Origin of the sequence: Paraburkholderia sp. A1RI-2L, assembly GCF_048957375.1 — a bacterium.
Taxonomy (GTDB): domain Bacteria; phylum Pseudomonadota; class Gammaproteobacteria; order Burkholderiales; family Burkholderiaceae; genus Paraburkholderia.
Genome location: NZ_JARBTA010000004.1, coordinates 545,583 through 567,943, shown reverse-complemented (window position 1 = coordinate 567,943; position 22,361 = coordinate 545,583). Strand labels below are relative to the sequence as shown.

18 protein-coding genes are annotated in these 22,361 nt (G+C 62.1%); 7 read left to right on the top strand and 11 right to left on the bottom strand.

All coding sequences use genetic code 11. From position 1 onward, the window contains the following. The first annotated feature begins 187 nt into the window (after nucleotides 1–187). Nucleotides 188–1,879, top strand: coding sequence for a methyl-accepting chemotaxis protein (locus PWP93_RS30975; RefSeq protein ID WP_421047420.1), 1,692 nt, complete (start codon nucleotides 188–190; stop codon nucleotides 1,877–1,879). 115 nt (nucleotides 1,880–1,994) lie between these two features. Here PWP93_RS30975 and PWP93_RS30970 read toward each other — a convergent pair whose 3' ends face one another. Continuing rightward, the gene (locus PWP93_RS30970; RefSeq protein ID WP_421047419.1) at nucleotides 1,995–3,149 is read right to left on the bottom strand and encodes a branched-chain amino acid ABC transporter substrate-binding protein; all 1,155 of its coding nucleotides are present in this window, start codon (nucleotides 3,147–3,149) and stop codon (nucleotides 1,995–1,997) included. 196 nt (nucleotides 3,150–3,345) lie between these two features. After that, a complete protein-coding gene (locus PWP93_RS30965; RefSeq protein WP_421047418.1) occupies nucleotides 3,346–4,914 on the bottom strand; it encodes a methyl-accepting chemotaxis protein in 1,569 nt (522 codons plus the stop codon). Nucleotides 4,915–5,645: 731 nt separating this feature from the next. On the opposite strand from PWP93_RS30965, the gene PWP93_RS30960 reads away from it, so the two are divergent. Further along, entirely contained in the window at nucleotides 5,646–5,843 is a 198-nt protein-coding gene (locus tag PWP93_RS30960; protein ID WP_421047417.1) for a hypothetical protein, read from the top strand. Between the two features lie 178 nt (nucleotides 5,844–6,021). After that, nucleotides 6,022–6,270 (top strand): hypothetical protein, encoded by a 249-nt coding sequence (locus tag PWP93_RS30955; protein WP_421047416.1) that lies wholly within the window; start codon nucleotides 6,022–6,024, stop codon nucleotides 6,268–6,270. A 9-nt stretch (nucleotides 6,271–6,279) separates the two neighbouring features. Here PWP93_RS30955 and PWP93_RS30950 read toward each other — a convergent pair whose 3' ends face one another. Next, nucleotides 6,280–7,185 (bottom strand): LysR family transcriptional regulator, encoded by a 906-nt coding sequence (locus PWP93_RS30950; protein WP_421028679.1) that lies wholly within the window; start codon nucleotides 7,183–7,185, stop codon nucleotides 6,280–6,282. A 101-nt stretch (nucleotides 7,186–7,286) separates the two neighbouring features. Between PWP93_RS30950 and PWP93_RS30945 the strand changes: the two genes are divergently transcribed. From PWP93_RS30945 to PWP93_RS30930, 4 genes are all read left to right on the top strand, one after another. After that, a complete protein-coding gene (locus PWP93_RS30945; protein ID WP_421047415.1) occupies nucleotides 7,287–10,868 on the top strand; it encodes an indolepyruvate ferredoxin oxidoreductase family protein in 3,582 nt (1,193 codons plus the stop codon). A gap of 149 nt (nucleotides 10,869–11,017) precedes the next feature. Further along, nucleotides 11,018–12,838: a chloride channel protein gene (locus tag PWP93_RS30940; protein ID WP_421047414.1), complete on the top strand. Its 1,821-nt coding sequence runs from the start codon at nucleotides 11,018–11,020 to the stop codon at nucleotides 12,836–12,838. Nucleotides 12,839–13,006: 168 nt separating this feature from the next. Next, nucleotides 13,007–13,483 carry a DUF305 domain-containing protein gene (locus PWP93_RS30935; RefSeq protein ID WP_421047413.1) on the top strand — a complete coding sequence of 159 codons (477 nt, stop codon included), beginning with the start codon at nucleotides 13,007–13,009 and terminating at the stop codon, nucleotides 13,481–13,483. After that, entirely contained in the window at nucleotides 13,483–14,970 is a 1,488-nt protein-coding gene (locus PWP93_RS30930) for a YncE family protein (RefSeq protein ID WP_421047412.1), read from the top strand. Before PWP93_RS30935 ends, PWP93_RS30930 begins: the two co-directional genes overlap by 1 nt. On the opposite strand, the gene PWP93_RS30925 is transcribed toward PWP93_RS30930, so the two are convergent. From PWP93_RS30925 to PWP93_RS30890, 8 genes are all read right to left on the bottom strand, one after another. Beyond that, complete coding sequence (locus tag PWP93_RS30925; protein WP_421047411.1) at nucleotides 14,965–15,924, bottom strand: LysR family transcriptional regulator; 960 nt, start codon at nucleotides 15,922–15,924, stop codon at nucleotides 14,965–14,967. The two genes, PWP93_RS30930 and PWP93_RS30925, sit on opposite strands and share 6 nt — an antisense overlap. A gap of 94 nt (nucleotides 15,925–16,018) precedes the next feature. Continuing rightward, a complete protein-coding gene (locus tag PWP93_RS30920; protein ID WP_421047410.1) occupies nucleotides 16,019–17,269 on the bottom strand; it encodes an acyl-CoA dehydrogenase family protein in 1,251 nt (416 codons plus the stop codon). Nucleotides 17,270–17,288: 19 nt separating this feature from the next. Beyond that, nucleotides 17,289–18,053 carry an SDR family oxidoreductase gene (locus PWP93_RS30915; protein WP_421047409.1) on the bottom strand — a complete coding sequence of 255 codons (765 nt, stop codon included), beginning with the start codon at nucleotides 18,051–18,053 and terminating at the stop codon, nucleotides 17,289–17,291. A 46-nt stretch (nucleotides 18,054–18,099) separates the two neighbouring features. Then, nucleotides 18,100–19,128: a phosphotransferase gene (locus PWP93_RS30910; protein ID WP_421047408.1), complete on the bottom strand. Its 1,029-nt coding sequence runs from the start codon at nucleotides 19,126–19,128 to the stop codon at nucleotides 18,100–18,102. 54 nt (nucleotides 19,129–19,182) lie between these two features. Next, nucleotides 19,183–19,857 carry a histidine phosphatase family protein gene (locus PWP93_RS30905; protein ID WP_421047407.1) on the bottom strand — a complete coding sequence of 225 codons (675 nt, stop codon included), beginning with the start codon at nucleotides 19,855–19,857 and terminating at the stop codon, nucleotides 19,183–19,185. Between the two features lie 112 nt (nucleotides 19,858–19,969). Then, nucleotides 19,970–21,037, bottom strand: a complete 1,068-nt coding sequence (tssG, locus tag PWP93_RS30900) for a type VI secretion system baseplate subunit TssG (protein WP_421047406.1) — start codon at nucleotides 21,035–21,037, stop codon at nucleotides 19,970–19,972. A gap of 92 nt (nucleotides 21,038–21,129) precedes the next feature. Continuing rightward, complete coding sequence (locus PWP93_RS30895; protein WP_421047405.1) at nucleotides 21,130–21,732, bottom strand: hypothetical protein; 603 nt, start codon at nucleotides 21,730–21,732, stop codon at nucleotides 21,130–21,132. Between the two features lie 20 nt (nucleotides 21,733–21,752). Beyond that, nucleotides 21,753–22,355 (bottom strand): hypothetical protein, encoded by a 603-nt coding sequence (locus PWP93_RS30890; protein WP_421047404.1) that lies wholly within the window; start codon nucleotides 22,353–22,355, stop codon nucleotides 21,753–21,755. Between the last annotated feature and the right edge of the window lie 6 nt (nucleotides 22,356–22,361).

Below are 22,361 nucleotides of genomic sequence, written 5' to 3'. Positions count from 1 at the left end.
TGAACCGCCATTCGGCTCACCGTCTCGCACGTGTCCGCTTTCAAGATCATCGCCGTCATTGGCTGAGTCTCTGTCCCTTGAAAGCTCGCCCGAGCAAGCAGTCGCAGGGCCTGCCCATCCCTTCAGCAATCGCGCAAACCAACCGTAAACAAAAGGAAGGATGTTCTGACACGGTCTGGGAGCCGCAATGAAAAACATGAAAGTATCCACCCGCCTGATGACTGGCTTCGGGTTGTTGGCAGCACTATTGCTGACCGTGGCGGCGACCGCTTTTTACGGGCTGTGGCAGTTGAACGTACAGCTGGACGCGATCGCGCGGGTGAATAACAGCGAAGCGCGTTTGGCTAATCGCCTGCGCTCAACGATACAGGATCGTGCGATTGCCGTGCGAAACCTGGCGTTGCTTACGGATGCGCAGGAAATGGCGAAGGAAGCCGAGCGCATCAGCAAACAGGAGCAGATCTATGCAGACGCATACCAGAAGCTCTCCCGGATGTTTGCAGATGAACCGGGCACTACCGAGCGGGAAAGGACACTCATTGCACAGCTGAGGCAGGACGAGGCGGCTGCAATGCCTCCACTGCGCAAAGCAGCGCAGCTAGGATTGTCGAATGATACGGTCGGTGCCAGGACAGAGCTGCTGCACAATGTCAGATCACCGCAGGGGGTATGGCTGGCACATGCCACAGAGCTGGCGGATTTCGAGGACCAGCTTAGCGTACAGGCTCAGCAGGACGCAGTTGCCACTTACTCGAGCGTTCGGGTACTGATCTCGGTCATCGTTGCGTGCTCCATGCTTGCGGGGGCCGCGGCAGCGATCCTCATCACCCGCAGCATCCTGCGGCAGCTTGGCGGTGAACCAGCGCTCGCCCAGTCTGTCGCGTCGGAGATCGCCAATGGCAACTTGACGGTGGATCTGCACCTGAGGCGCGGTGACTCAACCAGCCTTATGGCGTCTTTGGAGGCCATGCGCGCAAGGCTCACGTCTATCGTTCAAGGGATCAAGACCTCTGCCGAGTCCATATCCGTTGCCGCTAATGAAGTCGCGCAGGGCAATGTCGACCTCTCCCAACGCACAGAAGAGCAGGCCGCATCGCTCGAAGAGACCGCTGCCAGCATGGAAGAGCTCACCTCGGCGGTGAAGCAGAACACCGACAACGCCCGTCAGGGAAGTACGCTCGCGGTAACGGCTTCGCAGACCGCTTTGTCCGGCGGTGAGGTGGTCAGGCAGATAGTCGGTACGATGGAAGACATTACATCGAGTTCCCAGAAGGTTGCCGAGATCATTTCAGTTATCGAGGGCATCGCCTTCCAGACAAACATTCTGGCGCTCAACGCGGCGGTCGAAGCGGCGCGCGCAGGAGAGCAGGGGCGTGGTTTTGCTGTCGTCGCTGCGGAAGTGCGCACCCTGGCGCAGCGCAGTGCGGTGGCGGCCAAGGAGATCAAGGAGTTGATCGAGACGTCGGTATCGCATGTTGCTGCTGGTTCGCAGCTGGTTGCCGGCGCTGGCACGACCATGGACGAGATTGTCCGTTCAGTGAAGCGCGTCACCGACATCATGGGTGAAATCGCCGCTGCGTCCGCGGAGCAGAGCACCGGAATCGAACAGGTCAACGTCGCCGTGACCCAGATGGACGAGGTCACCCAGCAGAACGCGGCTCTGGTCGAGCAGGCAACCGCCGCGGCGCAGTCGATGGCCGATCAGGCGGCAAGCCTGCGAGCAGCGGTGTCCATCTTCCGGGTCGACGCTATGTCCCAGAAGGAGCCTGTAGCCCCTAAGGTGCATGGCACGGTGAAGAAAACCACGCGTCGTCCGGAACCGTCGAAGCCGGAAAAGGCCGCGATCAAGGCGGCAAGCGGCGAGTGGGCAACGTTTTAAGAGAATGCATCCAGCCGTTCACCATAGGGATGTGACGACTGCCGCATCCGCAATCGGCCTAAAACGCGCCGCACTCGCGAAACACACGAGCGCGGCGCGCAAATTTCCCGAGCAGTTACTTCTTCGTGCCCACGGTCTGCAACGGCACCCACTTGCCGCCCTGGACCTTGTACACCGTCACGCCGCCATACTTCAGGTCTCCGTACTGATCGTAAGAGAGCTCGCTGGTGGTGACGCCCTTCATGTTGGTCGCCTTCAGTGCCGTGAGGAACACATGCGGATCAGTCGAGTCCGCCTTCTTCATGGCGTTGAACACCGCCATCGTGCCGTCGTACGCATACGGCGCATACAGTTCCACCGGGTGATTGAAGCGCTTTTCATAACGCTCGGCAAACGCCTTGCCGCCCGGCATCTGGTCGAGCGGGCTGCCTTCCGATGCGGCCAGCGTGCCTTCCGCCGCATCGCCCGCAATCTTGATCAGGTTTTCCGACTGCACCATGTCCGGCCCGATCAGCGTGGACTTGATCGCCAGCGAGCGCATCTGCTTGAGCATCGGCGCGGCCTGGGTGTCGGCGCCGCCGTAGAACACCGCATCCACGTTCGATGACTTGATCCTCGTGAGAATCGAGCGGAAGTCCACGGCCTTGTCGTTCGTGAATTCCTGATCGACGATGGTCGCGCCCGCTGCCTTGGCGGCCTTGGCGAACTCCACGGCCACGCCTTGCCCGTAGGCGGTGCGGTCGTCCACGATCGCAATGCGCTTGAACTTGAGACCCTTCACCGCGTAGTCGCCAAGCACGCTGCCCAACTGCGTATCCGAAGTCAGCAGACGGAACGTGGTGGGCAGGCCAAGACGCGTGTAGGTAGGCGCCGTGGCCATGGCAATTTCGGGGATGCCCGCCTTGGCGTAGATCGGCGCGGCAGGAAGGCTGGTGCCCGAGTTGTAGTGGCCGATCACGGCGGCTACGCCGTCGTCCACGAGTTTTTGCGCGACCGTCGTGCCGGTGCGCGGGTCGGCCTGGTCGTCCTGGGCGTCAAGGACGAAATGCACGGGCTTGCCGCCGATGACCGGGTTGGTGGCGTTCATGTCCTCGACGGCGAGCTCCACACCGCTGCGGAAGTCGGCGCCGTAGTGCGCCTGGCCACCCGTGAGCGGTGCTGCGAAGCCGATCTTCACGTCGACCGGCGAGGCTGCAAAGGCGCCGGAAGCGCTCGCCAGGGTAAAACCCAGGATACATGCGGCGGAAAGGGCAGTGCGATAAAACGTCATTCTTGTTGTGCTCCTCGATGGTAAATCGTGCAGGTGCCCGCACCCACGACAGCCTTGCAGGCACATGTCTCCTCGCGTTCCGTTCTTTACGGTCGGCTGTCACCAATATACGAACCCGGAGCTTGTCGGGTCTTGTGGGAAATAAACTCTGCCGATGCAGAAATCAGCATAGTTGCAAGACCTGTCCGAGGCAACGTTAGCCGTGCGCGTCCGCTACCGTTCTGAACACCGCGACCGCTTCCTGAAGACGATGCGACTGCTCCTCGAGCGATTGCGTGGCCGCAGCCGCTTGCTCGACGAGTGCCGCGTTCTGCTGGGTCTTGTCGTCCATCTGTGCGACGGCGGCATTGATCTGTTCCAGCCCATTGCTCTGGTCCGCTGCCGCCGCCGCGATCTCGTGAACGATGCTGCTCACGCGTCCGATCGCGCTTTGTGCTTCGCTGATCGTCGCGCCGGTGGCCTCGACGAGTTCCGCACCGTTGCCCACGCGCTCGACCGCCTGTCCAATCAACGCGCGGATTTCCTTTGCCGCGTTCGCGCTGCGCTGCGCGAGCGTGCGCACCTCGGCCGCCACCACTGCGAAGCCCCGGCCTTGCTCGCCGGCGCGTGCCGCTTCCACGGCGGCGTTCAGCGCAAGAATGTTGGTTTGAAACGCGATGCCCTCGATCACGCCGATGATGTCGACCATCTTGCGCGATTCGTCGCGAATCTCCTGCATGGTTGCGACGGCGCGAGTGACCATGTCGCCCCCGCGGTTCGTGATCTGCGCGGCGGTGCCGGCCAGTTCGCTCGCTGCTCGCGCGTTTTCCGAGGTGTTGCGGACCATTCCAGTCAACTCATGCATGCTCGACGCCGCTTCTTGCAGCGCAGCGGCCTGGCTTTCGGTGCGCGCGGACAAGTCCATGTTGCCGTTGGCGATTTCTCCCGCAGCGGCCGCGACGTTGCCGGCGCTTGCCCGTATCTGCGCGACAGTCATCGCAAGTGCGTCGCGCATCTGCCTGATCGCGAACATGAGGCTGCGTGAGTCCTCTTCGCGAATGGCGAAAGGTGTCGCCAGGTCACCGGCGGCAATCGCACCGGCCATGTGCGCTGCCGTGCGAGGATCGCCGCCGATCGTGTGCTCGATGCTGCGGTTCGTGTACACGACGATCAGCGCGAGCAGCGCGGCCACCGCGGCGAACACGCCGCCCGACGCATAGAGCGACTGGATAAACGCGCGTTCGATGTCGTCGATGTAGGCGCCTGTCGAGATGATCCAGTCCCACGGCGCGTAGCGAACGACATAGCCGAGCTTGTCGACGGCCTTGGCCGGCACGACGTTCGGATGCGGAAACACATAGTCGACGAAACCGCCTTCCGGGGACTGGGCGACGGACGCGAAGGTCAGGTAATGGCGCCTGCCATCGGCATCCACCACCTCAGAGAGGTTCTTGCCCTCGGTGCCAGGCTTGATCGGATGCATGATCATGCGGGGCGTCGAGTCGATCACGAGCAGGTAGCCGTCGCTGCCATAGCGCAGGCCGCGCAACCGTTCCAGCGCTTGCTTGCGCGCCTGCGTCGGCGTTAGCGCGCCGCCGTGCGCGAGCGCGGCATATTCCTCGACGATGCGCAGTCCGACCTGCGCGATATTCTTCAGATCATTGCGGCGTTCCTCCATGCGTGTCTGATAGGAGAGCCATGCGGAGCCGATCGATACAAGGAGCAATGCAGTCAGGCTGACTACGAGAGGCAGCCAGAGTTTTTGCCGGAAGCTGAGCGTGTACATCGGAGAATATTTCCTGGTAGCTGTACCGTGGATTCGGTCGTGAGATTACCCGTGGGATTACCCATTCCGCACCTTTACTGACGGCACAACAAACCGTTGATTGATAGTGTTAAACCCGCATGAAAACGGGCTGCATATTATTCAGGATGCCGGCGCAATAATGCTGTCTGGTGATGCCCAATGCGCATTGAAATGTCAGTTCATCTGTGCCCCGATTCGCTCCGACCCCGCAGGAACGCGCTGCCGCGAGAGACGTACCGGCGTGTTCGAACCACGATTAGGCGGCCGCCATGAATTGGGGAAACCCCCAAACATCCTGAATGAACGGGACAGATTTAACAAAGTTAGAATGAAGTCTCTAAATTGAGCGGCGCATCCCTATGCAGGCAGCAGAGCTTCTGGCTGCCGTGGCGCCGGTCATTGGCCGCTGTGGCAACGGCCAGCCTGTCGATGCAAAACGGGAGACGATGCGTGACGGTTCCTGAAAGAACGTCTTTTGCCACTACGCCGGAATCCAGCGCGGCTGTCCTGCTCGCCCTGGCCGGCTACGTTGCGCCTGCAACGGTACTGGCTCCGCAAAAACGACGACGCCCTTTTCGGGGGCGTGACGTATCGGCTCGATAGCCAACGTTCCCAGCGCCACACGGCGCTCCATCGACAGCGCTGATCTGCAGCCGCTGCTGCAGGTATTTGTTCATTCTGTTTTCGGCTTTACGGGTGGAGGTAGGGTCATGTTGAGTCCTCACGAGCTTGCGACGCTGATGCTGGTGAAGAGTGCGCCCGAATGGATCGAGCCGGACCGGATCGAGCTCGGCGCGCTTCGCGAGCTTCAGTTGATCGATATCGGCCCGCAGGAATTCGGCGTTCCGCTACCGCGCGTGACGCCGCGTGGCGATGCGCTATTGCGCGCGGTGGCGCGCGTGCGCTAGGAGAGCGGCTGCGCAGCCTCGATCATCACGACGGGTACCGATAGATTCGAGTCATACGCTAAGTATCACGAATCAAAAAGACGGCAGGGGCAACGGCGTCTTTCGAGCGGAAACGAGGTTGAATTGGCAGCGACGCCGACAGGACATGTAGTCCTGCAACAAGCGACGGGGATCTATCTTGAGCAACGATTTCGCCGAAAGAGATCTGGCGCACATTGGCAATGTTCTCTGCTATCTGGAGCAGTCGGCGGTGGGAGGACGCGTGCCTGAAACTGGCCCGATGACGAGTCTCGACTATTGGCAGGCCAGGGTCCGCGCGATCCTGGCCATGCCGGCACTGCCGATGCACGCACAGGAGCAGGCCAAAGACCTGCTTGCGCGTCTCGACCGGTTGAAAGACTTGCGCCGATGCACAACCAGCCGATGACGCGCGGGCTCAAGTTCCGCACGCATGAATCAGAAACTGTTGCAGCGCGGCGGCGGGCCCGCTCATCTGCCCATTCTTCTGCCAGATCATGCCGGCTTCCATGGGCGGAATCGCGTCGAGCACGGGGCGCGCCTCGATGCGCTTGCCTTCGAGCGACCACGGCCGAAACACCATATCCGATAGCACCGTCACGCCAAAGCCATGAGCGACGAGCCCGCGCAGCGCCTCCATCGAAGACGTGCGGAACGCGATATTCGGCTTGGCGCTTTTCTTTTTCCAGTAGCGCAGTGTCGACTGCTCGGCTTCGTCCACTGTAATCAGAATGTAGGGATGCGCGGCGATGTCCTTGAGCGACGGCGCATCGATCTGCGCGAGCGGATGCGAGGGCGCCATCCACAACTGCCGCCGCGAGCGATTGAGCACATGGCTGCCGAAGCGGTTCAGGCGTTCGACGTTCGATAGCAGCACCACGCCCAGATCCAGTTCGCCGTTCAGCACCGCGGTTTCGATATCGGGACGTTCGCGGTCCTGCAAGTCGAAATCCACGAACGGGTAAGTGGCGCGAAAGCGCGCGAGCAATTCGGGCAGGAAATAGCCGAGCAGCGTATAGGTCGCGGCAATGCGCACGGTCCCGCGCATGTCGTACGCGCGGAACGGCGGTTTGTGCACCGCATCACGCGCGGCATCCAGCACGCGGCGCGCGTGGTTGTAGAAATCCTGACCGTCCGGCGTGAGCACGACGCCATGGGGCAGGCGCTCGAAGAGCCGGGTGCCCAGCCCGCTTTCCAGCGCCAGCACGGCATTGGTGATCGCCGATTGCGAGACGTGCTCGTTGGCCGCCGCCATCGAGAACTGGCCCGTTTGCGCCGCCGCCACGAAGTAGCGGAGCTGCCGCAGAGTGAGATCGAACGCCATCTGTTTTTCGCATATCAGAGTTGCCTATTTGTGATTTTACGATACGAATATGGCTTCCTATACTCGCCGGAAAACGATCATCCATTGGAGACACAAGCCCCATGAATGCGCGCGACCAGATTGCACACGATGCACAGGACGTAACGATCGACTCGCCGGCCACCCCGGTTTCGCTCGACGACAAGTACACGCTTGAACGCGGGCGGGTTTACATCAGTGGCACGCAGGCGCTGGTGCGCTTGCCGATGCTGCAAAAGGCGCGCGACCGCAAGGCGGGGCTGAACACCGCGGGCTTTATTTCGGGCTATCGCGGCTCGCCGCTGGGGGCGCTCGATCAGTCGCTGTGGAAAGCCAAAAAGCATCTGCACGACAACGACATCGTGTTCCAGCCGGGCGTAAACGAGGATCTGGCCGCCACCGCCGTGTGGGGTTCACAGCAGGTCAACCTGTGGCCGGGCGCGACGCGTGACGGCGTATTCGGCATGTGGTACGGCAAGGGCCCGGGCGTCGACCGCACCGGCGACGTCTTCAAACACGCGAATTCCGCGGGCAGCGCGGCCCACGGCGGCGTGCTCGTGCTCGCTGGCGACGACCACGCGGCGAAGTCGTCCACGGTCGCGCATCAGTCCGAGCACGCGTTCATCGCGGCGGGCATTCCCGTGCTCTATCCGTCCAATGTGCAGGAGTACATCGACTACGGCCTGCACGGCTGGGCGATGAGCCGCTACTCGGGCCTGTGGGTGGCCATGAAGTGCGTGACCGACGTGATCGAATCCACGGCATCGATCGATCTCGATCCGGACCGCGTGGAGATCGTCACGCCCGACGACTACGCCATGCCCGCGGGCGGCCTCAATATCCGCTGGCCCGATACGCCGCTCGTGCAGGAAGCCCGCCTGCTCGACGAGAAGTGGTATGCGGCGCTTGCCTACGTTCGCGCGAACAAGCTGAACCGCGTGGTCATCGATTCGCCGCAGCCGCGCTTTGGCATCATGACCGCGGGCAAGGCCTATCTCGACGTGCGCCAGGCGCTCAGCGACCTCGGCCTCGACGATCAAACGTGCGCGCGGATCGGCTTGCGCGTCATGAAGGTGGGTTGCGTGTGGCCGCTCGATGCGCAGGACGCACGCGCATTCGCCACCGGCCTCGAAGAAATTCTCGTGGTGGAGGAAAAGCGCCAGATTCTCGAATATGCGCTGAAGGAAGAGCTCTACAACTGGCGCGAAGACGTGCGCCCGAAGATCTACGGCAAGTTCGACGAACGCGACAACGAAGGCGGCGAATGGTCGGTGCCGCGCGGCAACTGGCTGTTGCCCGCGCATTACGAACTGTCGCCGGCGCTGATCGCGAAGGCCATCGCTCGCCGTCTCGCACGCGCCGATCTGCCTGACGATGTGCGGGCGCGCATGCTGGCGCGCGTGGCCATTATCGAGGCGAAGGAGCGCGAGGCCGCCAAGCCCCAGGTCGGCGTCGAGCGCAAGCCGTGGTTCTGCTCGGGCTGCCCGCACAACACCTCGACCAACGTGCCCGAAGGCTCACGCGCGCTCGCGGGCATCGGCTGCCACTACATGTCGATCTGGATGGATCGCAAGACCGAAACCTTCAGCCAGATGGGCGGCGAAGGCGTGACGTGGATCGGGCAAATGCACTTTGCCGGCGACAAGCATGTTTTTGCGAATCTCGGCGACGGCACCTATTTTCATTCCGGACTGCTTGCCATTCGCGCGGCGATCGCGGCCAACGCGAACATCACGTACAAGATTCTCTATAACGATGCCGTCGCCATGACGGGCGGCCAGCCTATCGACGGCGTGCTGACCGTTTCGCAGATCGTGCACCAGGTCCATGCCGAAGGTGCGAAGCGCATCGTGATTGTTTCGGATGAGCCGGAGAAATACGATTCGCGTATCACGCTGCCCGCGGGCGTGGACATTTTCCACCGCGACGAACTGGACACAGTGCAGCGCACGCTGCGCGAAGTGCCGGGCACGACCGTGCTGATCTACGACCAGACCTGCGCGACGGAAAAGCGCCGCCGCCGCAAGCGCGGCACGTATCCCGATCCTGCGCGCCGCGCGTTCATCAACGACGCGGTTTGCGAGGGGTGCGGCGATTGCTCGGTGCAATCGAACTGCCTGTCCGTCGAACCGCTCGACACGCCGCTCGGCACCAAGCGCAAGATCAATCAGTCATCGTGCAACAAGGATTTTTCGTGCGTGAAGGGTTTTTGCCCGAGCTTCGTGACGGCGGAAGGAGCGCAGTTGCGCAAGCCCCAAGCCGCGCGCAATGCCGCCGCGCCCGATTTCGACGCGCTGCCCGCGCCCACGCTGCCCGCGCTTGCACGGCCTTACGGCATTCTCGTCACCGGCGTGGGCGGCACGGGGGTGGTGACCATCGGCGGGCTGATCGGCATGGCTGCGCATATCGAGCGCAAGGGCGTGACCGTGCTCGACATGGCGGGCCTCGCGCAGAAGGGCGGCGCCGTGCTCAGCCACGTGCAGATTGCGTCCGCGCCCAGCGCGCTGCATGCGACGCGCATCGCCACGGGCGAAGCGCGGCTCGTGATCGGTTGCGACGCGCTGGTGAGCGCATCGAGCGATGTGCTTTCGCGCACCCAGCACGGCGTGACGGTGGCCGCGGTCAATAGCGGCGCGACGCCCACGGCGGACCTCGTGCGCAATCCCAAGTGGGCATTCCCTGGCGCGCAGACGGAAGCGAGCCTGCGCGAGAGCATCGGCGAGGGCTGCGAGTTCATCGACGCCAATGCACTCGCCCTGACGCTGCTGGGCGACACCATCTACAGCAATCCGCTGCTGCTGGGCTTTGCGTGGCAAAAGGGCTGGCTGCCGCTTGAGCTTGCGAGCCTGCTGCGCGCGATCGAGCTCAACGGTGTGGCGGTCGAGAAGAATCGTCTTGCGTTCAACTGGGGCCGCCATGTGGCGCATCACGGCGAAGCCGCCATTCAGGCGCATGCGAAGCCCGCGCAGCAGGCGATTGTCGTGCGCATGCCCGAGTCGCTGGACACGGTGATCGCCTCGCGCGAAGCGTTGTTGACCGCGTATCAAAGCGCGGCGTATGCCCGGCGCTATCGCGATGCCGTCGAGCGGATTCGCGCAAAAGAAACGCAAGCCACCGGCAATGCGAAGCTGCCGCTCACGCGTGCGGTTGCCGTGAATCTCGCGAAACTCATGGCCTATAAGGACGAGTACGAAGTTGCGCGTCTCTATGCCGATCCAGTCTACCTTGCGAAGCTGCGCGAGCAATTCGAAGGCGAGCCGGGCCGCGATTACAAGCTGAAATTCCATCTCGCGCCGCCGTTGCTCGCAAAGCGCGATGAACAGGGCCGCTTGAAGAAAAAGCAATTTGGTCCGTGGGTACTTCCGGCCCTGCGTGCGCTCGCGCGCCTGAAGGGGCTGCGCGGCACGGCGCTGGACGTGTTCGGCCACACGGCGGAGCGGCGCGGCGAACGTCAGTTGATTGCCGATTACCTCGCGCTGGTGGAGGAATTCTGCGCGACGCTCGATGCCGAACGTCTTGCGATGGCGCTCAAGCTGGCGGGCATTCCCGACGATATTCGCGGTTTCGGTCACGTGAAGGAGAACAATATTCGCGCTGCAGCCGGCAAGCGGGAGCAATGGCTGCGCGAATATCGCAACCCGGTGCGCATGGCCGCGAGCGCGTAAGCAAACGGCCATTTCCACCTGCCGTGTGTCGTCCCTCTCGCCGCAAGACGTTCCGCCGGCGAGAGGAACGACCAGATTTGTTCCATCACGTTGTGATATAAATATCCCCGTGGGTGCCACCGACCCTCCCGCACCCGCCAAGGGGAATCATGAGCGAGCACAGCGCGCACAAGGGCGATTTCGCAACCGATGTCCGGCTTCTGCGCATCAGCGCCATCGCGGCGGTGGGCGGTGCACTGAGCACCGTTGCCGCCGACTTTCTGCTGCACCTCATCCGCTTCTTTACGAACCTGTTTTTCTTCCAGACCTTGTCGACCGGGAATCATTCGCCTGCGCAGAACACGCTAGGGTGGTTCGTGGTGGCTGCGCCCGTGATCGGCGGGCTGCTGGTGGGGCTGATCGCGCGCTTTGGCTCGGAGCAGATTCGCGGCCACGGTATTCCCGAAGCCATCGAGGCGATCTTGTTCGGCAAGAGCAAGATGCCGCCGAAGGTGGCCGTGCTCAAGCCGCTCGCCTCGGCCATCGCGATCGGCAGCGGCGGGCCGTTCGGCGCCGAAGGGCCGATCATCATGACGGGCGGCGCGATCGGCTCGCTGATCGCGCAGTTCTTCCATCTGTCGAGCGCCGAAAGAAAGGCGCTGCTGGTGGCGGGCGCCGTCGCCGGCATGACCGCCGTGTTCGGCACGCCGGTGGCCGCCGTGCTGCTCGCCATCGAGCTGCTGCTGTTCGAACTGCGGCCCCGCAGCCTCCTGCCGGTTGCCATCGCCTGCGCCGTGGCGGGCTTCGCGCGCCCGCTGTTTCTGGGCAGCGGCCCGCTGTTTCCGCTGCATACACTACCCATCGGCCCGATCGGCATCGTCTCGGCGGCCATTGCGGGCGTGATCGCGGGCGCGTTGTCGTGGGCCTTGTCCACGTGGCTCTACAAGGTGGAGGACCTGTTCGGCAAGTTGCCGGTTCACTGGATGTGGTGGCCCGCGTTGGGCGCGATTGCCGTGGGCATCGGCGGATATTTTCAGCCGCGCACGCTCGGTGTCGGCTACGACGTGATCGGCGACCTGCTGCAGAATCATCTGGCCATGCAGGCCGTGATCGGCATCGTCGTGGTGAAGGCCATCATCTGGGTGATCGCGCTGGCCTCGGGAACGTCGGGCGGCGTGCTCGCGCCGCTGCTGATGATGGGCGCGGGCGTGGGGGCACTGGTGGGGCCCTACATGCCGGGCCATGACCCCGCGCTATGGCCGCTCATCTTCATGGCCGCCTCGCTTGGCGGCATGATGCGCGCGCCCGTGATGGCTGCGGTGTTCGCCTTCGAGCTGACCGGCGACGCCAACGCGTTGCTGCCGCTGCTTGCTGCTGCCGCCGTGGCCTATGGCTTCACGGTCATGTTCATGCGCCGCTCGATCCTGACCGAGAAAATTGCGCGGCGCGGCTATCACATCTACCGCGAATACAGCATCGATCCGCTCGAGCGCCATTATGTCGACGAGGTAATGACGCGCAATGTAGTAACAATCGATGCGGCCACAACGGTTGCCCACGTGCTCGACGACTATTTCGGCAAGGGGCAGAAGTTTCGCGCGTTTCCGGTGCTCAGGAACGGCGTGCTGGTGGGCATGGTGGATCGCACGTTGCTCGACCGGATTGCGCCGGGCAAGGCCGGGATGCCGATTGGCTCGGCTTTTGCCCGGACGCAGCCCGAGATCGCCTTGCCCGGCGAGACTTGCCGCAATGTGGCGGCGCGGCTCGCCATTACGGGTCTCGACCGCGTGCCGGTCGTGGATGACGCGAAAACCTTGCGCCTGCTCGGCGTGGTGTCGCGGCACGACCTGGTCAAGCCTTCGATGCAGGTCTTCGCCGAGGAGCGCGAACTGGAGCAGTTCCGCCAGGTATGGATTCCGCGCAGCACGCTGTTTGCGCCCACGCGCAAGCGCCAGGACGTGCCCGATGAGCACGCCGATGCGAGCCGATAGCACGACCAACGCAAACCCAGCGGAATAACGCCTTGGCGCACGTCGCCCACGGCGTTTGCTTGCCTGCCGTCGGCGCGATTACGCAAGAAATATCCGGCTCACCCGGAATAATCTCGCACGCAGTTGGTTCACCCCATTAAGACTCAATGACTTGCAGGGGGAACCATCGTGCGAATAGTCCAGCGCGCCGTTACGGCCGGCGTTGTCATTCTCGGGTTGTGCGGTCCGGCTGCATTCGCGGCGGGCTCGCAGGCCGCATCTTCCGACGAAACGTCCTTCATGGCCGAGAACGACGCCGCCATGACAAGGATGATGGACGGCATGTCGGTCAAACCGACCGGCGACATCGACCGCGATTTCGTCGCGATGATGGTCCCGCATCATCAAGGCGCCATCGACATGGCCCAGGCCGAGTTGCGCCACGGGCACAACGAACAATTGCGCCGCATTGCACAAGAGATCGTGGTCGAGCAACAGCAGGAAATCGTTGCCATGCGCCTCGCGCTCGGGCAACCCTTGCCTCCTCCTGCAAGCACGCCCGATCAGCAGCAAGGGCCAGCCTCCGGACCCGCAGCCCACCTTGATCCGTCGACGCAGCAGGGCATGCCGATGCGCATGCCGAATCCCACACAGAAGGAGCCGTGATGAAACGCATATCGTTTTGCACCGTCGCCATGTCGGCGGCGGCTATGGCAGCCGCGCAGCTGGTCTGGGCCGGGCAGGCCCCTGGATTGTTATCCGCCCCCGACATTCCGGTAAGCCACCGCGATCGCGTCTATGCCGCCGAGCAATTTTCCAACACCGTCTCGGTGATCGACCCGGCCGATAACAAGCTGCTTGGCCTGATCCGTCTCGGCGATCCGTCGCCGGGTAACTTCAGCCCGCTGTACAAGGGGCAATTGCTCGTGCATGGCATGGGTTATGCGCCGGACCATCGCACGATCGCGGTGGTGTCGATCGGTTCGAACTCGGTCTCGTTCATCGACACGCAGACCAACGCCGTCAAGCACGTCACCTACGTGGGCCGCTCGCCGCATGAGGCGTTCTTCACGCCTGACGGCAAGGAAGTATGGGTGACCGTGCGCGGCGAAAACTATGTCGCCGTGCTCGACGGGACGACGTATGAGGAGAAAACGCGCATTACCGTTCCGGCAGGCCCCGGCATGCAGATTTTCTCGCCTGACGGGAAGTATGGCTATGTGTGCTCGTCCTTCAATCCGCAGACCGAGGTGATTTCGGTGGCCGACCACAAGATCGTGGGCACGGTCAAGCAGGCCAGCCCGTTCTGCCCGGATCTTGCCGCCACGCCGGATGGCAAGCAGGTCTGGTTCACGCTCAAGGACGTGGGCAAGGTGCAGGTGTTCGACGCCAAGCCGCCGTTTGCCGTGCTCAAGACCATCGACACGGGCCCGATCACGAATCACGTGAACATCGTGCATAACGCGAAGGGCACGTTTGCCTATGTAACGGTAGGAGGACTGAATGTTGTGAAGGTGTTCCGGACCGACGACTTTTCGCAAGTCGCGACGATTCCGGTCGGCAGCTTGCCGCACGGCCTCTGGCCATCGGGCGACGGCAGCCGCATCTATGTCGGCCTGGAAAACGCCGATGCGATGGCGGCGATCGACACGCTCACGAACACCGTGGTTGCCACGGTGCCGATCGGCCAGGCGCCGCAGGCTGTGACCTATGTGCCGGACGCGGTGCCACAAGGCGATGGCACGCAGAACCTGCAGCCGCTGGGACTCGCGGGGCAGACCGCCCACGTTGCGCTGGTGCCGGCGGGTTCTGCGGCTTCGGGCAGCGCAACGGACGCCGCGCACGCGCCTACCACGGTTGCTTTGTTCGACCAGGGGCTCGTGCAGGTTCTGCAGGCCGCCGTGACCGGCTTGCAGCCGAAACAGCACTATGCACTGGGACTTGCCGATCATTCCGATGGCACCGGCGACGTGCAGGTGCTTGCGAACTTCATGACGAACCCTGCGGGTTCCGCAATCGTCAACGCGCTCGGGCAGATTCGCCAACTGGTCACGCCGGACACGAGCACGTCCGGCGACAAGCGCCGCTATCTGGTGGTGGTCCCGCTCGTGGAGGGCAAGCCGGGCGCGCCGGTTCAGGTGCAGACGCTATGAGCGGGCAGGGCGCGCGGGCCGGCGCCCCGCGCGCTTCGCCGCGGACTGCACGGGCGCGCCGCTCATGCCGTTCATGAGCTCGAGAATCTGGGCGCGCAGCCACAGACTGGCCTGGTCCTGCTCGCTGCTGCGATGCCAGTACAGATGCCATTGCAGATCGGGAAGCTCGAACGGCAGTTCGAAAATGCGCGCGTCGTGGCGTTGCAGAAGCTCGACCGGCGCGGTTAGCGCAAGGTCGGTGCGCAGCGCCACGAGCGGCGCCACCATGTAGTGCTGCACGCGCATTTGTATGCGCCGCTGCCGGCCGAGTTTCTTCAGCTCCGCATCGACGAAGCCGCTTCCCTGGCGGCGGCTCGACACCTGGATATGGCCGAGCGCGAGGTAATCGTCCATGGTCAGCGTCTCGCCCGCAAACGGGTGATCGTGGCGCAGCATGCACGCATAGTGGTCGTTGCCGAGCGGCGCCTGATGCAGTTGCGGATCGTCGACGAGCGGCACGTCGATCGCAAAATCGATCTTGCCGGTGGCCAGCGCCGTGGACATTTCGCTGCGCGGCGTGAAATAGCATTCGATGCTCATGCCGGGCGCCTGTTGCTGGAGCACCTCGCCCAGCGCGGGCAGCAGCATGGCCTCGCTCAAGTCGGGCATGCTCAGGCGGAAGGTTCGCTCCGAAGTGGCGGGCACGAACACATCGCCTTCGGTCGCGCTCGCTTCGAGCAGTTGCAGCGCCTCGCGCACCCGGCCAATGATGTTCTCGGTGAGCGGCGTGGGCACCATGCCCGTCGACGTGCTCACAAAAAGCGGATCGTCGAACGCCTTGCGCATGCGGGCCAGTGCATTGCTGACCGCGGGTTGCGTGATGAAGAGCGCCTCGGCTGCGCGAGTCAGATTGCGCTTTTCGTAGATCGATTCGAATACGACGAATAGATTCAGATCCAGTTTGGGGGAACGCATCTCACAGTCTCCGTTTGCCGCCATCATAAACGAGAGGCGCCGTGACGATGCGTTCGTTCCGCTTCGGCCTTCTTTCGCCGTGCTGCGCGAGGGATCAATCGCGCAGCGGGGCGTTCAGGTAGGCCGCCATCGCGCCGAGCCGTTCCTTGCCGCTCGCAAGCTCCATTTTCGCAATGGCCTGGAGGTGGACTTCGTCGGGGCCATCGGCGTAGCGCAGCGCGCGCCCCCAGGTCCAGTGATCGGCCAGCGGCGTGTCGGGGCTCACGCCCATGGCGCCGAATACCTGCATCGCGCGGTCGCAAACCGCGGTATGAACCTGCGGCACCAGCGCCTTGATCATCGAGATCTCCTTGCGCGCCGCCTTGGCGCCCACCTCGTCGATCAGCCACGCGGCCTTGAGCACGAGCAGCCGGGCCTGATCGATTTCGATGCGCGACTTCGCGATCCATTCGCCCACCGTGCCGTGCTGATGCAGATACTTGCCGAAGGTCTTGCGCTCTTGCGCGCGCTCGATCATCAATTCGAGCGCGAGTTCCGCGGCGCCGATCGAGCGCATGCAGTGGTGAATGCGTCCTGGTCCCAGACGCGCCTGCGCGAGCGCGAAGCCGCTGCCTTCCTCGCCGAGCAGGTTCGATGCCGGCACGCTCACATTGGTGAACGTGATTTCGCAGTGACCTTCCGGCGAGACGTGGTTCATGACCGTGATATTGCGCACGATCTTCACGCCGGGCGTACCCGCCGGCACGAGAATCATGCTTTGCTGGCGGTGGGTTTCGGCATCGGGATCGGTCTTGCCCATCACGATGAAGATCTTGCAGTTCGGATGCGCCGCGTTCGTGATGAACCATTTGCGGCCGTTGATCACGTAGTCGTTGCCGTCGCGGCGGATCGACGTGGTGATATTCGTTGCATCGGAGGAGGGCACATCCGGCTCCGTCATGGCGAACGCCGAGCGAATCTTGCCTTCGAGCAGCGGCACGAGCCACTGCTCGCGCTGCGCCGGCGTCGCGAACATGTGCAGCAACTCCATGTTGCCGGTATCGGGCGCATTACAGTTGAAGACTTCAGGCGCCCACGAAACGCGTCCCATGATTTCTGCAAGCGGCGCATATTCGAGGTTGGTCAGGCGCGTGCCGGGTTCGTCGTCGTGCAAATGCGGGAGGAACAGATTCCACAGGCCTTCGGCTTTGGCGAGGGCCTTGAGATCTTCCATGAACGAGACCGGGTAGCGGCCCGCGTGTACTTCCTCGTGCCATTGGCGCTGGCGCGGCACGATGTGCTCGTCCATGAAGTGGCGCACGCGGCGGATCAGGTCATCGACCTTGGGGCTATAAGCGAAATTCATGTTGGGTTCACTCCGTAAGCTAGATCGTCAGTCCGCCATCGACGACGATGCACTCGCCGTTCGTATAGCTCGCCGCGTCGGACACCAGATAGAGCACGGTGCCGGCCATTTCCTGCGGCTCGGCGTGGCGGCGCAGCGGGATCGCACTGATCCAGCTGTCGTGGATGTCCTTGTTCTCGAACAGCGCCCCGGCAAACTTCGTTTTCGTGAGACCGGGCAGCAGCGCATTCACGCGAATGCCGAGCGGGCCGCACTCCTTGGCGAACGCGCGGGTCATGTTGACAACCGCCGCTTTCGTGATCGAATAAATGCCCTGCTGATCGCCGGGCTGCAGCGCATTGACCGAAGCGGTGTTCACGATGGCGCCGCGGCCCTGCGCCTTCATCATCTTGCCGGCTTCGACCGACATGAAGAAATATCCGCGCACATTGACTTCGACAGTCTTGTTGTAGGCAGCCAGATCGGTATCGAGAATATGGCCGAAATACGGATTGGCTGCCGCGTTGTTGACGAGAATGTCGAGCCGCCCGTGCTTCTCGCGGATATGGGCGAACGTGGCGGTGATGTCTTCCATGCGGCCGACGTGGCAGGCGAGCGCTTCGGCGCTGTGGCCGTTCTCGCGAATGCTGGCGGCAACGGCTTCGCAGTCTTCGAGCTTGCGGCTCGACACGATCACATGGGCGCCTTGCTCGGCCAGCAGCCTCGCGGTGGCTTCGCCAATGCCGCGGCTTGCGCCGGTCACGAGCGCGATCCGGCCCGAGAGGTCAAACAGGTTCGTGGTCAATCTCGTCTCCTTGATTCGGTGTCAGTGTCCGGACGCGGGTGAGGCGTCATGCAATCAGTTCCGCCGCGAGGCTCGCGAGCGGTTCGACCATACCGCCCACTTCGAGCGCATTCGCGCTCGAAGCATTGCCTTGCAGCGCGCGTGCTTTCACGCCCTGGGCAATCGATGCCAGGCGAAAGAAGCTGAACGCCAGATAGAAGTTCCAGTTGGCAATGCCGGGCAGGCCGCGTAGTTTGCAGTACTGCGCAATCATTTCTTCTTCTTCGGGAATGCCCAGCGCGGCACGGTTCTGGCCGCGCAGCCCCGTGATATGCCCTTTCGACGGCAGACGCAGGCACATGCAGAAGTACGCGAGATCTGCGAGCGGATTGCCGAGCGTCGACAGCTCCCAGTCGAGTATGGCGCGCACGCGCGGCGTATCGTGGTCGAAGATCAGGTTGTCGATGCGGAAGTCGCCGTGCACGAGGGCGGGACGCTGCGTGTCGGCCGGGCAATACGCGGGCAGCCATTCGATCAACGCCTCCATGGGCGCGATTCGCTCCGTTTCGGCCGCGCGGTATTGTTTGGTCCAGAGTTCGATCTGGCGCTGGAAGTAATTGCCCGGTCGGCCGTAGTCGCTTAAGCCCACACGTTCGGGGTCGACATCGTGCAGCGCGGCGAGCGTCGTGACGATCGCGGCGTAATAGTCGCGCCGTGCATCGCGGTCGACTTCGGGCAGCGCGGGGTTCCAGAAGATCCGCCCATCCTCGTAGCTCATCAGATAGAACAGGCTGCCGAGGATGTCGCGGTCTTCGCAGAGGTGCCAGACGCGTGCCACCGGAACCGGCGTTTCGGCCAGCGCGCTCAGCACACGAAATTCGCGGTCGACGGCGTGCGCGGATTTGAGCAGTTGCCCCGGAGGCTGGCGGCGCAGCACATAGCGGCTGCTTGGCGCTTCGATCAGCCAGGTGGGGTTGGACTGGCCGCCCGGGAACTTAGTGGCTCGCACGGGGCCGCGAAAGCCCGAGAGATGCTGTTCGAGGTAGGGCGTGAGCCGGTCGAGGTCGAGCGACGGGCTGGAAGGTTCAGTGGTCATATCGTTCGATGCTTGACGGGTTCGGGCTGATCGTGGCGGGGTTTGGCAGAGGATCTAGCCGTAGGTTCGAAACGCGTGGCGCTGCGGATCGTCGAGATGGGCGAGGCCGTTGAAGCTCGACAGTTGCAGCGCCTCGCGGTTGAAGTAGCAATGCGTCACGCTGCTATTGAGGATTTGCATGTTCAGCGCGATGGCCATTGCAGCAGGGGCTTGCAGGATCTGCTGAACGAATGCGCCAATCACGCCGCCAGAGGTGACCACCAGTACGCGCTGCGCGCCGCTTTGCTGGATGGCGGCCCGGGCGTTGGCAACGCGCTGTTGAAATGCGCTCCACGTTTCAGGCACGCGCCCGTCGAGTGCGCCTTCGGTCCACAGGTGCAGAACCTTCCGCAAGGCCTTGAAGAACTCGCGCGAATCATGCTTTGCGGCATCGGCTAGGTGGCGATGCTCGTCGGGCAGCGCAGTAAAGAGCGCGTAAAAATCGTATTCGTTCAGCCCGGCGTGTGCTTCGCAACCGGCGGGAAGGCCTGGCATGGCATGGCGGATTGCGTCCAGCGTTTGCGCGTGGCGGCGCAGCGTGCCCGACATGATGCAATCGAACTGGACGCCGTCGCGCGCGAAATGCTCGCCAAGCCAGCGGCTTTGTTGTTCGCCCGAGGCCGAGAGGCAGTCGTAGTCGTCCGCGCCAAGAGACGCTTGCCCGTGTCTGATCAAAAAGAGTTCAGCCATCGCTTCGCTAGCCATTGAAGGAGTAGGGCTAGATTAGCGGCGGTGGGGGTATTGATGAAGTTTATTTGATGAATGAGGTGGAATTCATTGCGGTGATGGTGCTCAGGCAAGCTTAACGCGTCCTGCGCAACCTGTAAGACATATCGGGGCGATCGATTCCGGAAGGACGTGTGGAGAGGAAGGCATTGAAGCCGAGCTGGCCACGGCTGCCGAGTTCAACCGGGTTCACGCCTTCGCGACGGAGCACGAGACAGACTTCATATTCGAGCGTCATGCCGACCAGCAGATGCAGCATGCGGGCAAGCGCGTGCGAGCGCTCCGACCCCGGGAGGAATTTGTCGTACTGCGCTGCCGTTAGCGGCCCGAGGACCAGACGCACGCGCAGGTTGCGCAGCCATATCCGTTCTCCGGCCAAGGCGTTCGTGCCAAGGACGATATTGCTTTGTCCGAGCTTCGACTGCTGACTGAGCGAGACATCGTACATATGGCCGACAAATTGCTCGATACGGACGCGTACATCGAAATAGTCGGACAGCGTGCGCTGGAGGTAGTACGCCGAGACGGCGCGATGACGTGCCACCGCGCCATGTCCTGCTACCGCATCGCCGATGAGCGCACCGGGTTGCCGGCGCAGCGCTTGCTGCGTGCTGGCGTCGGCGATGCCGGCTAGAGATTGCAGAATCGGCAGATAGCGCTGGTTTCGGTCGAGTTCGTAGTGGTAGGGCAGCCGGTACTTCTTCCATGCGGAGTAAAAGTAGGCTGTTGCCCGGTTCGAGAAGATGTCGAGAAACGCTCGACCGGAACGGTCGCGGTTAGCATGCTCTTCGTTCGTGATTTGTTCGGTATAGCGTAGGGGCAGTGCGCCCTGGCTGCCGAGCAGGCCAAAGAGGGCTGGGGTGAGGTCGACGCGGAATACCTCGGAGGCCGTATGTTGCGACATGTCGGTCAGACGTTCGCCAGCGACGTTATACAACACGATTTGCTTGATCTCGCTGGGCGGAAACGTGGTCGATAGCGTCGTGCGAAACGTGATTCGGTAGGCGAGTGCGTCGCGTGGCCGTGCTCCGCCGTGCTCGACGAACCAGCGTTCGAGCAGGCGCACCGCGTTGAAGAACCCGAAGCGCCAAGGCTCGGTTAGCAGGTGGTCGAGGGTGCTGGGGGTGGGCGGCCAGGTTGACATAGAGTGATGTGTAAGATCCCGGGCATATTCCAGTTATCGACAATGGGGGCGCTGTCGATCGAAAAACGCTGTGATGCAGGCACCGAATTGGTTCAATCGCCGAACGAATCCTCGGTAAATTTAACTGCGGCTCCATTCACGGAGAATTTGCACAGAATGGTGCTGAAATTGCGGATAGGTCGCATAGAGTACGACACGCGTACACCATCGACGGAGAATTCTGTTCGAACCATATTGCTATCGATCTTGCCTGAAATGATACCGGCCGAATAAGGTGAGGTCGAACCCGGCTCGGTCAGAGACTTGGCTATTTCGTGCATGCGATAATTTTGCTCACTCGGATCGACAAGCTTTGCCTCGTAAATATACTTCCAGCCCGTGATGGATTTTATATGTTCGACGTCATAGCTTTTCCATGGATATTTCTTGAGCAGATCGGCAAGCGTGATTGGCACGCTCTTGCTGACCTTGACGCAGCAAAGCACCACGCTCCTGCCGCCCAAATCTAGCAGCGCCGTGAACACCGCGCTATCCGAGAGCTTGCGGTCAACAAATACAAGGTCGTGGCGTGTCACGTTCTGACCATCTGCATCTCCCGTTGCAAGATGTTCCCATAATCCGACAGTCGGCACCTGTTGCGCTTGCGTGATGCCGCAGGCAAGCGAAACAGAAGCTGTCACCAAGATTTTTTTCATAAAATTCTAGCCAATGATACTTAATCTGGGAAATTATCCTCGGTGAATTTCATCAATCGGCCATTTATAGAGAACTTGTACTGAATGGCACTGTATTTGCGAATCGTCTGCACCGAATACGACACGCTTACCCCATCAATCGAGAATGTTGTTGGAACTTCGTCACGATCAACTTTGCCGGATATGATGCCAGCCGAGTAAGGCGACAGTGAAGGCGGATGAGTCAGATTCTTGACTAGTTCGCGCATGGCAGGGTTTTGTGAAGTCGAATCGATAATCTTTGCTTCGTAAATATACTTCCAGCCCGTGATTGATTTGAGGTGGTCCGCATCATCGCGTTCCAATGGGTATTTCTTGAGAAGATCGGCAAGCGTAATCGACGCGTCCTTGCTGACCTTGACACAGCAAAGTACGCCGATGCTCGTATCTGGATTCATTAGTGCACTGAAAACCGTGTCGTCGGTTAGCTTACGGTCAACAAACACAAGGTCATGACGCACGACGTTCCCACTTTGCAGGTCTCCCATTGCAAATTGTTCCCATAGTCCAACAACAGGGATCTCATGTGCCTGAACAAGGCTGCAAGCAAGGGAAAAATAAATAAGTGTTGTGAATTTTTTCATGGATTT

Bases quoted from the DNA above. Each gene is read 5' to 3' on its own strand.
- PWP93_RS30975 (WP_421047420.1), top strand. From the start codon at position 188: ATGAAAAACATGAAAGTATCCACCCGCCTGATGACTGGCTTCGGGTTG.
- PWP93_RS30970 (WP_421047419.1), bottom strand. From the start codon at position 3,149: ATGACGTTTTATCGCACTGCCCTTTCCGCCGCATGTATCCTGGGTTTT.
- PWP93_RS30965 (WP_421047418.1), bottom strand. From the start codon at position 4,914: ATGTACACGCTCAGCTTCCGGCAAAAACTCTGGCTGCCTCTCGTAGTC.
- PWP93_RS30960 (WP_421047417.1), top strand. From the start codon at position 5,646: ATGTTGAGTCCTCACGAGCTTGCGACGCTGATGCTGGTGAAGAGTGCG.
- PWP93_RS30950 (WP_421028679.1), bottom strand. From the start codon at position 7,185: ATGGCGTTCGATCTCACTCTGCGGCAGCTCCGCTACTTCGTGGCGGCG.
- PWP93_RS30945 (WP_421047415.1), top strand. From the start codon at position 7,287: ATGAATGCGCGCGACCAGATTGCACACGATGCACAGGACGTAACGATC.
- PWP93_RS30940 (WP_421047414.1), top strand. From the start codon at position 11,018: ATGAGCGAGCACAGCGCGCACAAGGGCGATTTCGCAACCGATGTCCGG.
- PWP93_RS30930 (WP_421047412.1), top strand. From the start codon at position 13,483: ATGAAACGCATATCGTTTTGCACCGTCGCCATGTCGGCGGCGGCTATG.
- PWP93_RS30925 (WP_421047411.1), bottom strand. From the start codon at position 15,924: ATGCGTTCCCCCAAACTGGATCTGAATCTATTCGTCGTATTCGAATCG.
- PWP93_RS30920 (WP_421047410.1), bottom strand. From the start codon at position 17,269: ATGAATTTCGCTTATAGCCCCAAGGTCGATGACCTGATCCGCCGCGTG.
- PWP93_RS30910 (WP_421047408.1), bottom strand. From the start codon at position 19,128: ATGACCACTGAACCTTCCAGCCCGTCGCTCGACCTCGACCGGCTCACG.
- PWP93_RS30905 (WP_421047407.1), bottom strand. From the start codon at position 19,857: ATGGCTGAACTCTTTTTGATCAGACACGGGCAAGCGTCTCTTGGCGCG.
- tssG (WP_421047406.1), bottom strand. From the start codon at position 21,037: ATGTCAACCTGGCCGCCCACCCCCAGCACCCTCGACCACCTGCTAACC.
- PWP93_RS30895 (WP_421047405.1), bottom strand. From the start codon at position 21,732: ATGAAAAAAATCTTGGTGACAGCTTCTGTTTCGCTTGCCTGCGGCATC.
- PWP93_RS30890 (WP_421047404.1), bottom strand. From the start codon at position 22,355: ATGAAAAAATTCACAACACTTATTTATTTTTCCCTTGCTTGCAGCCTT.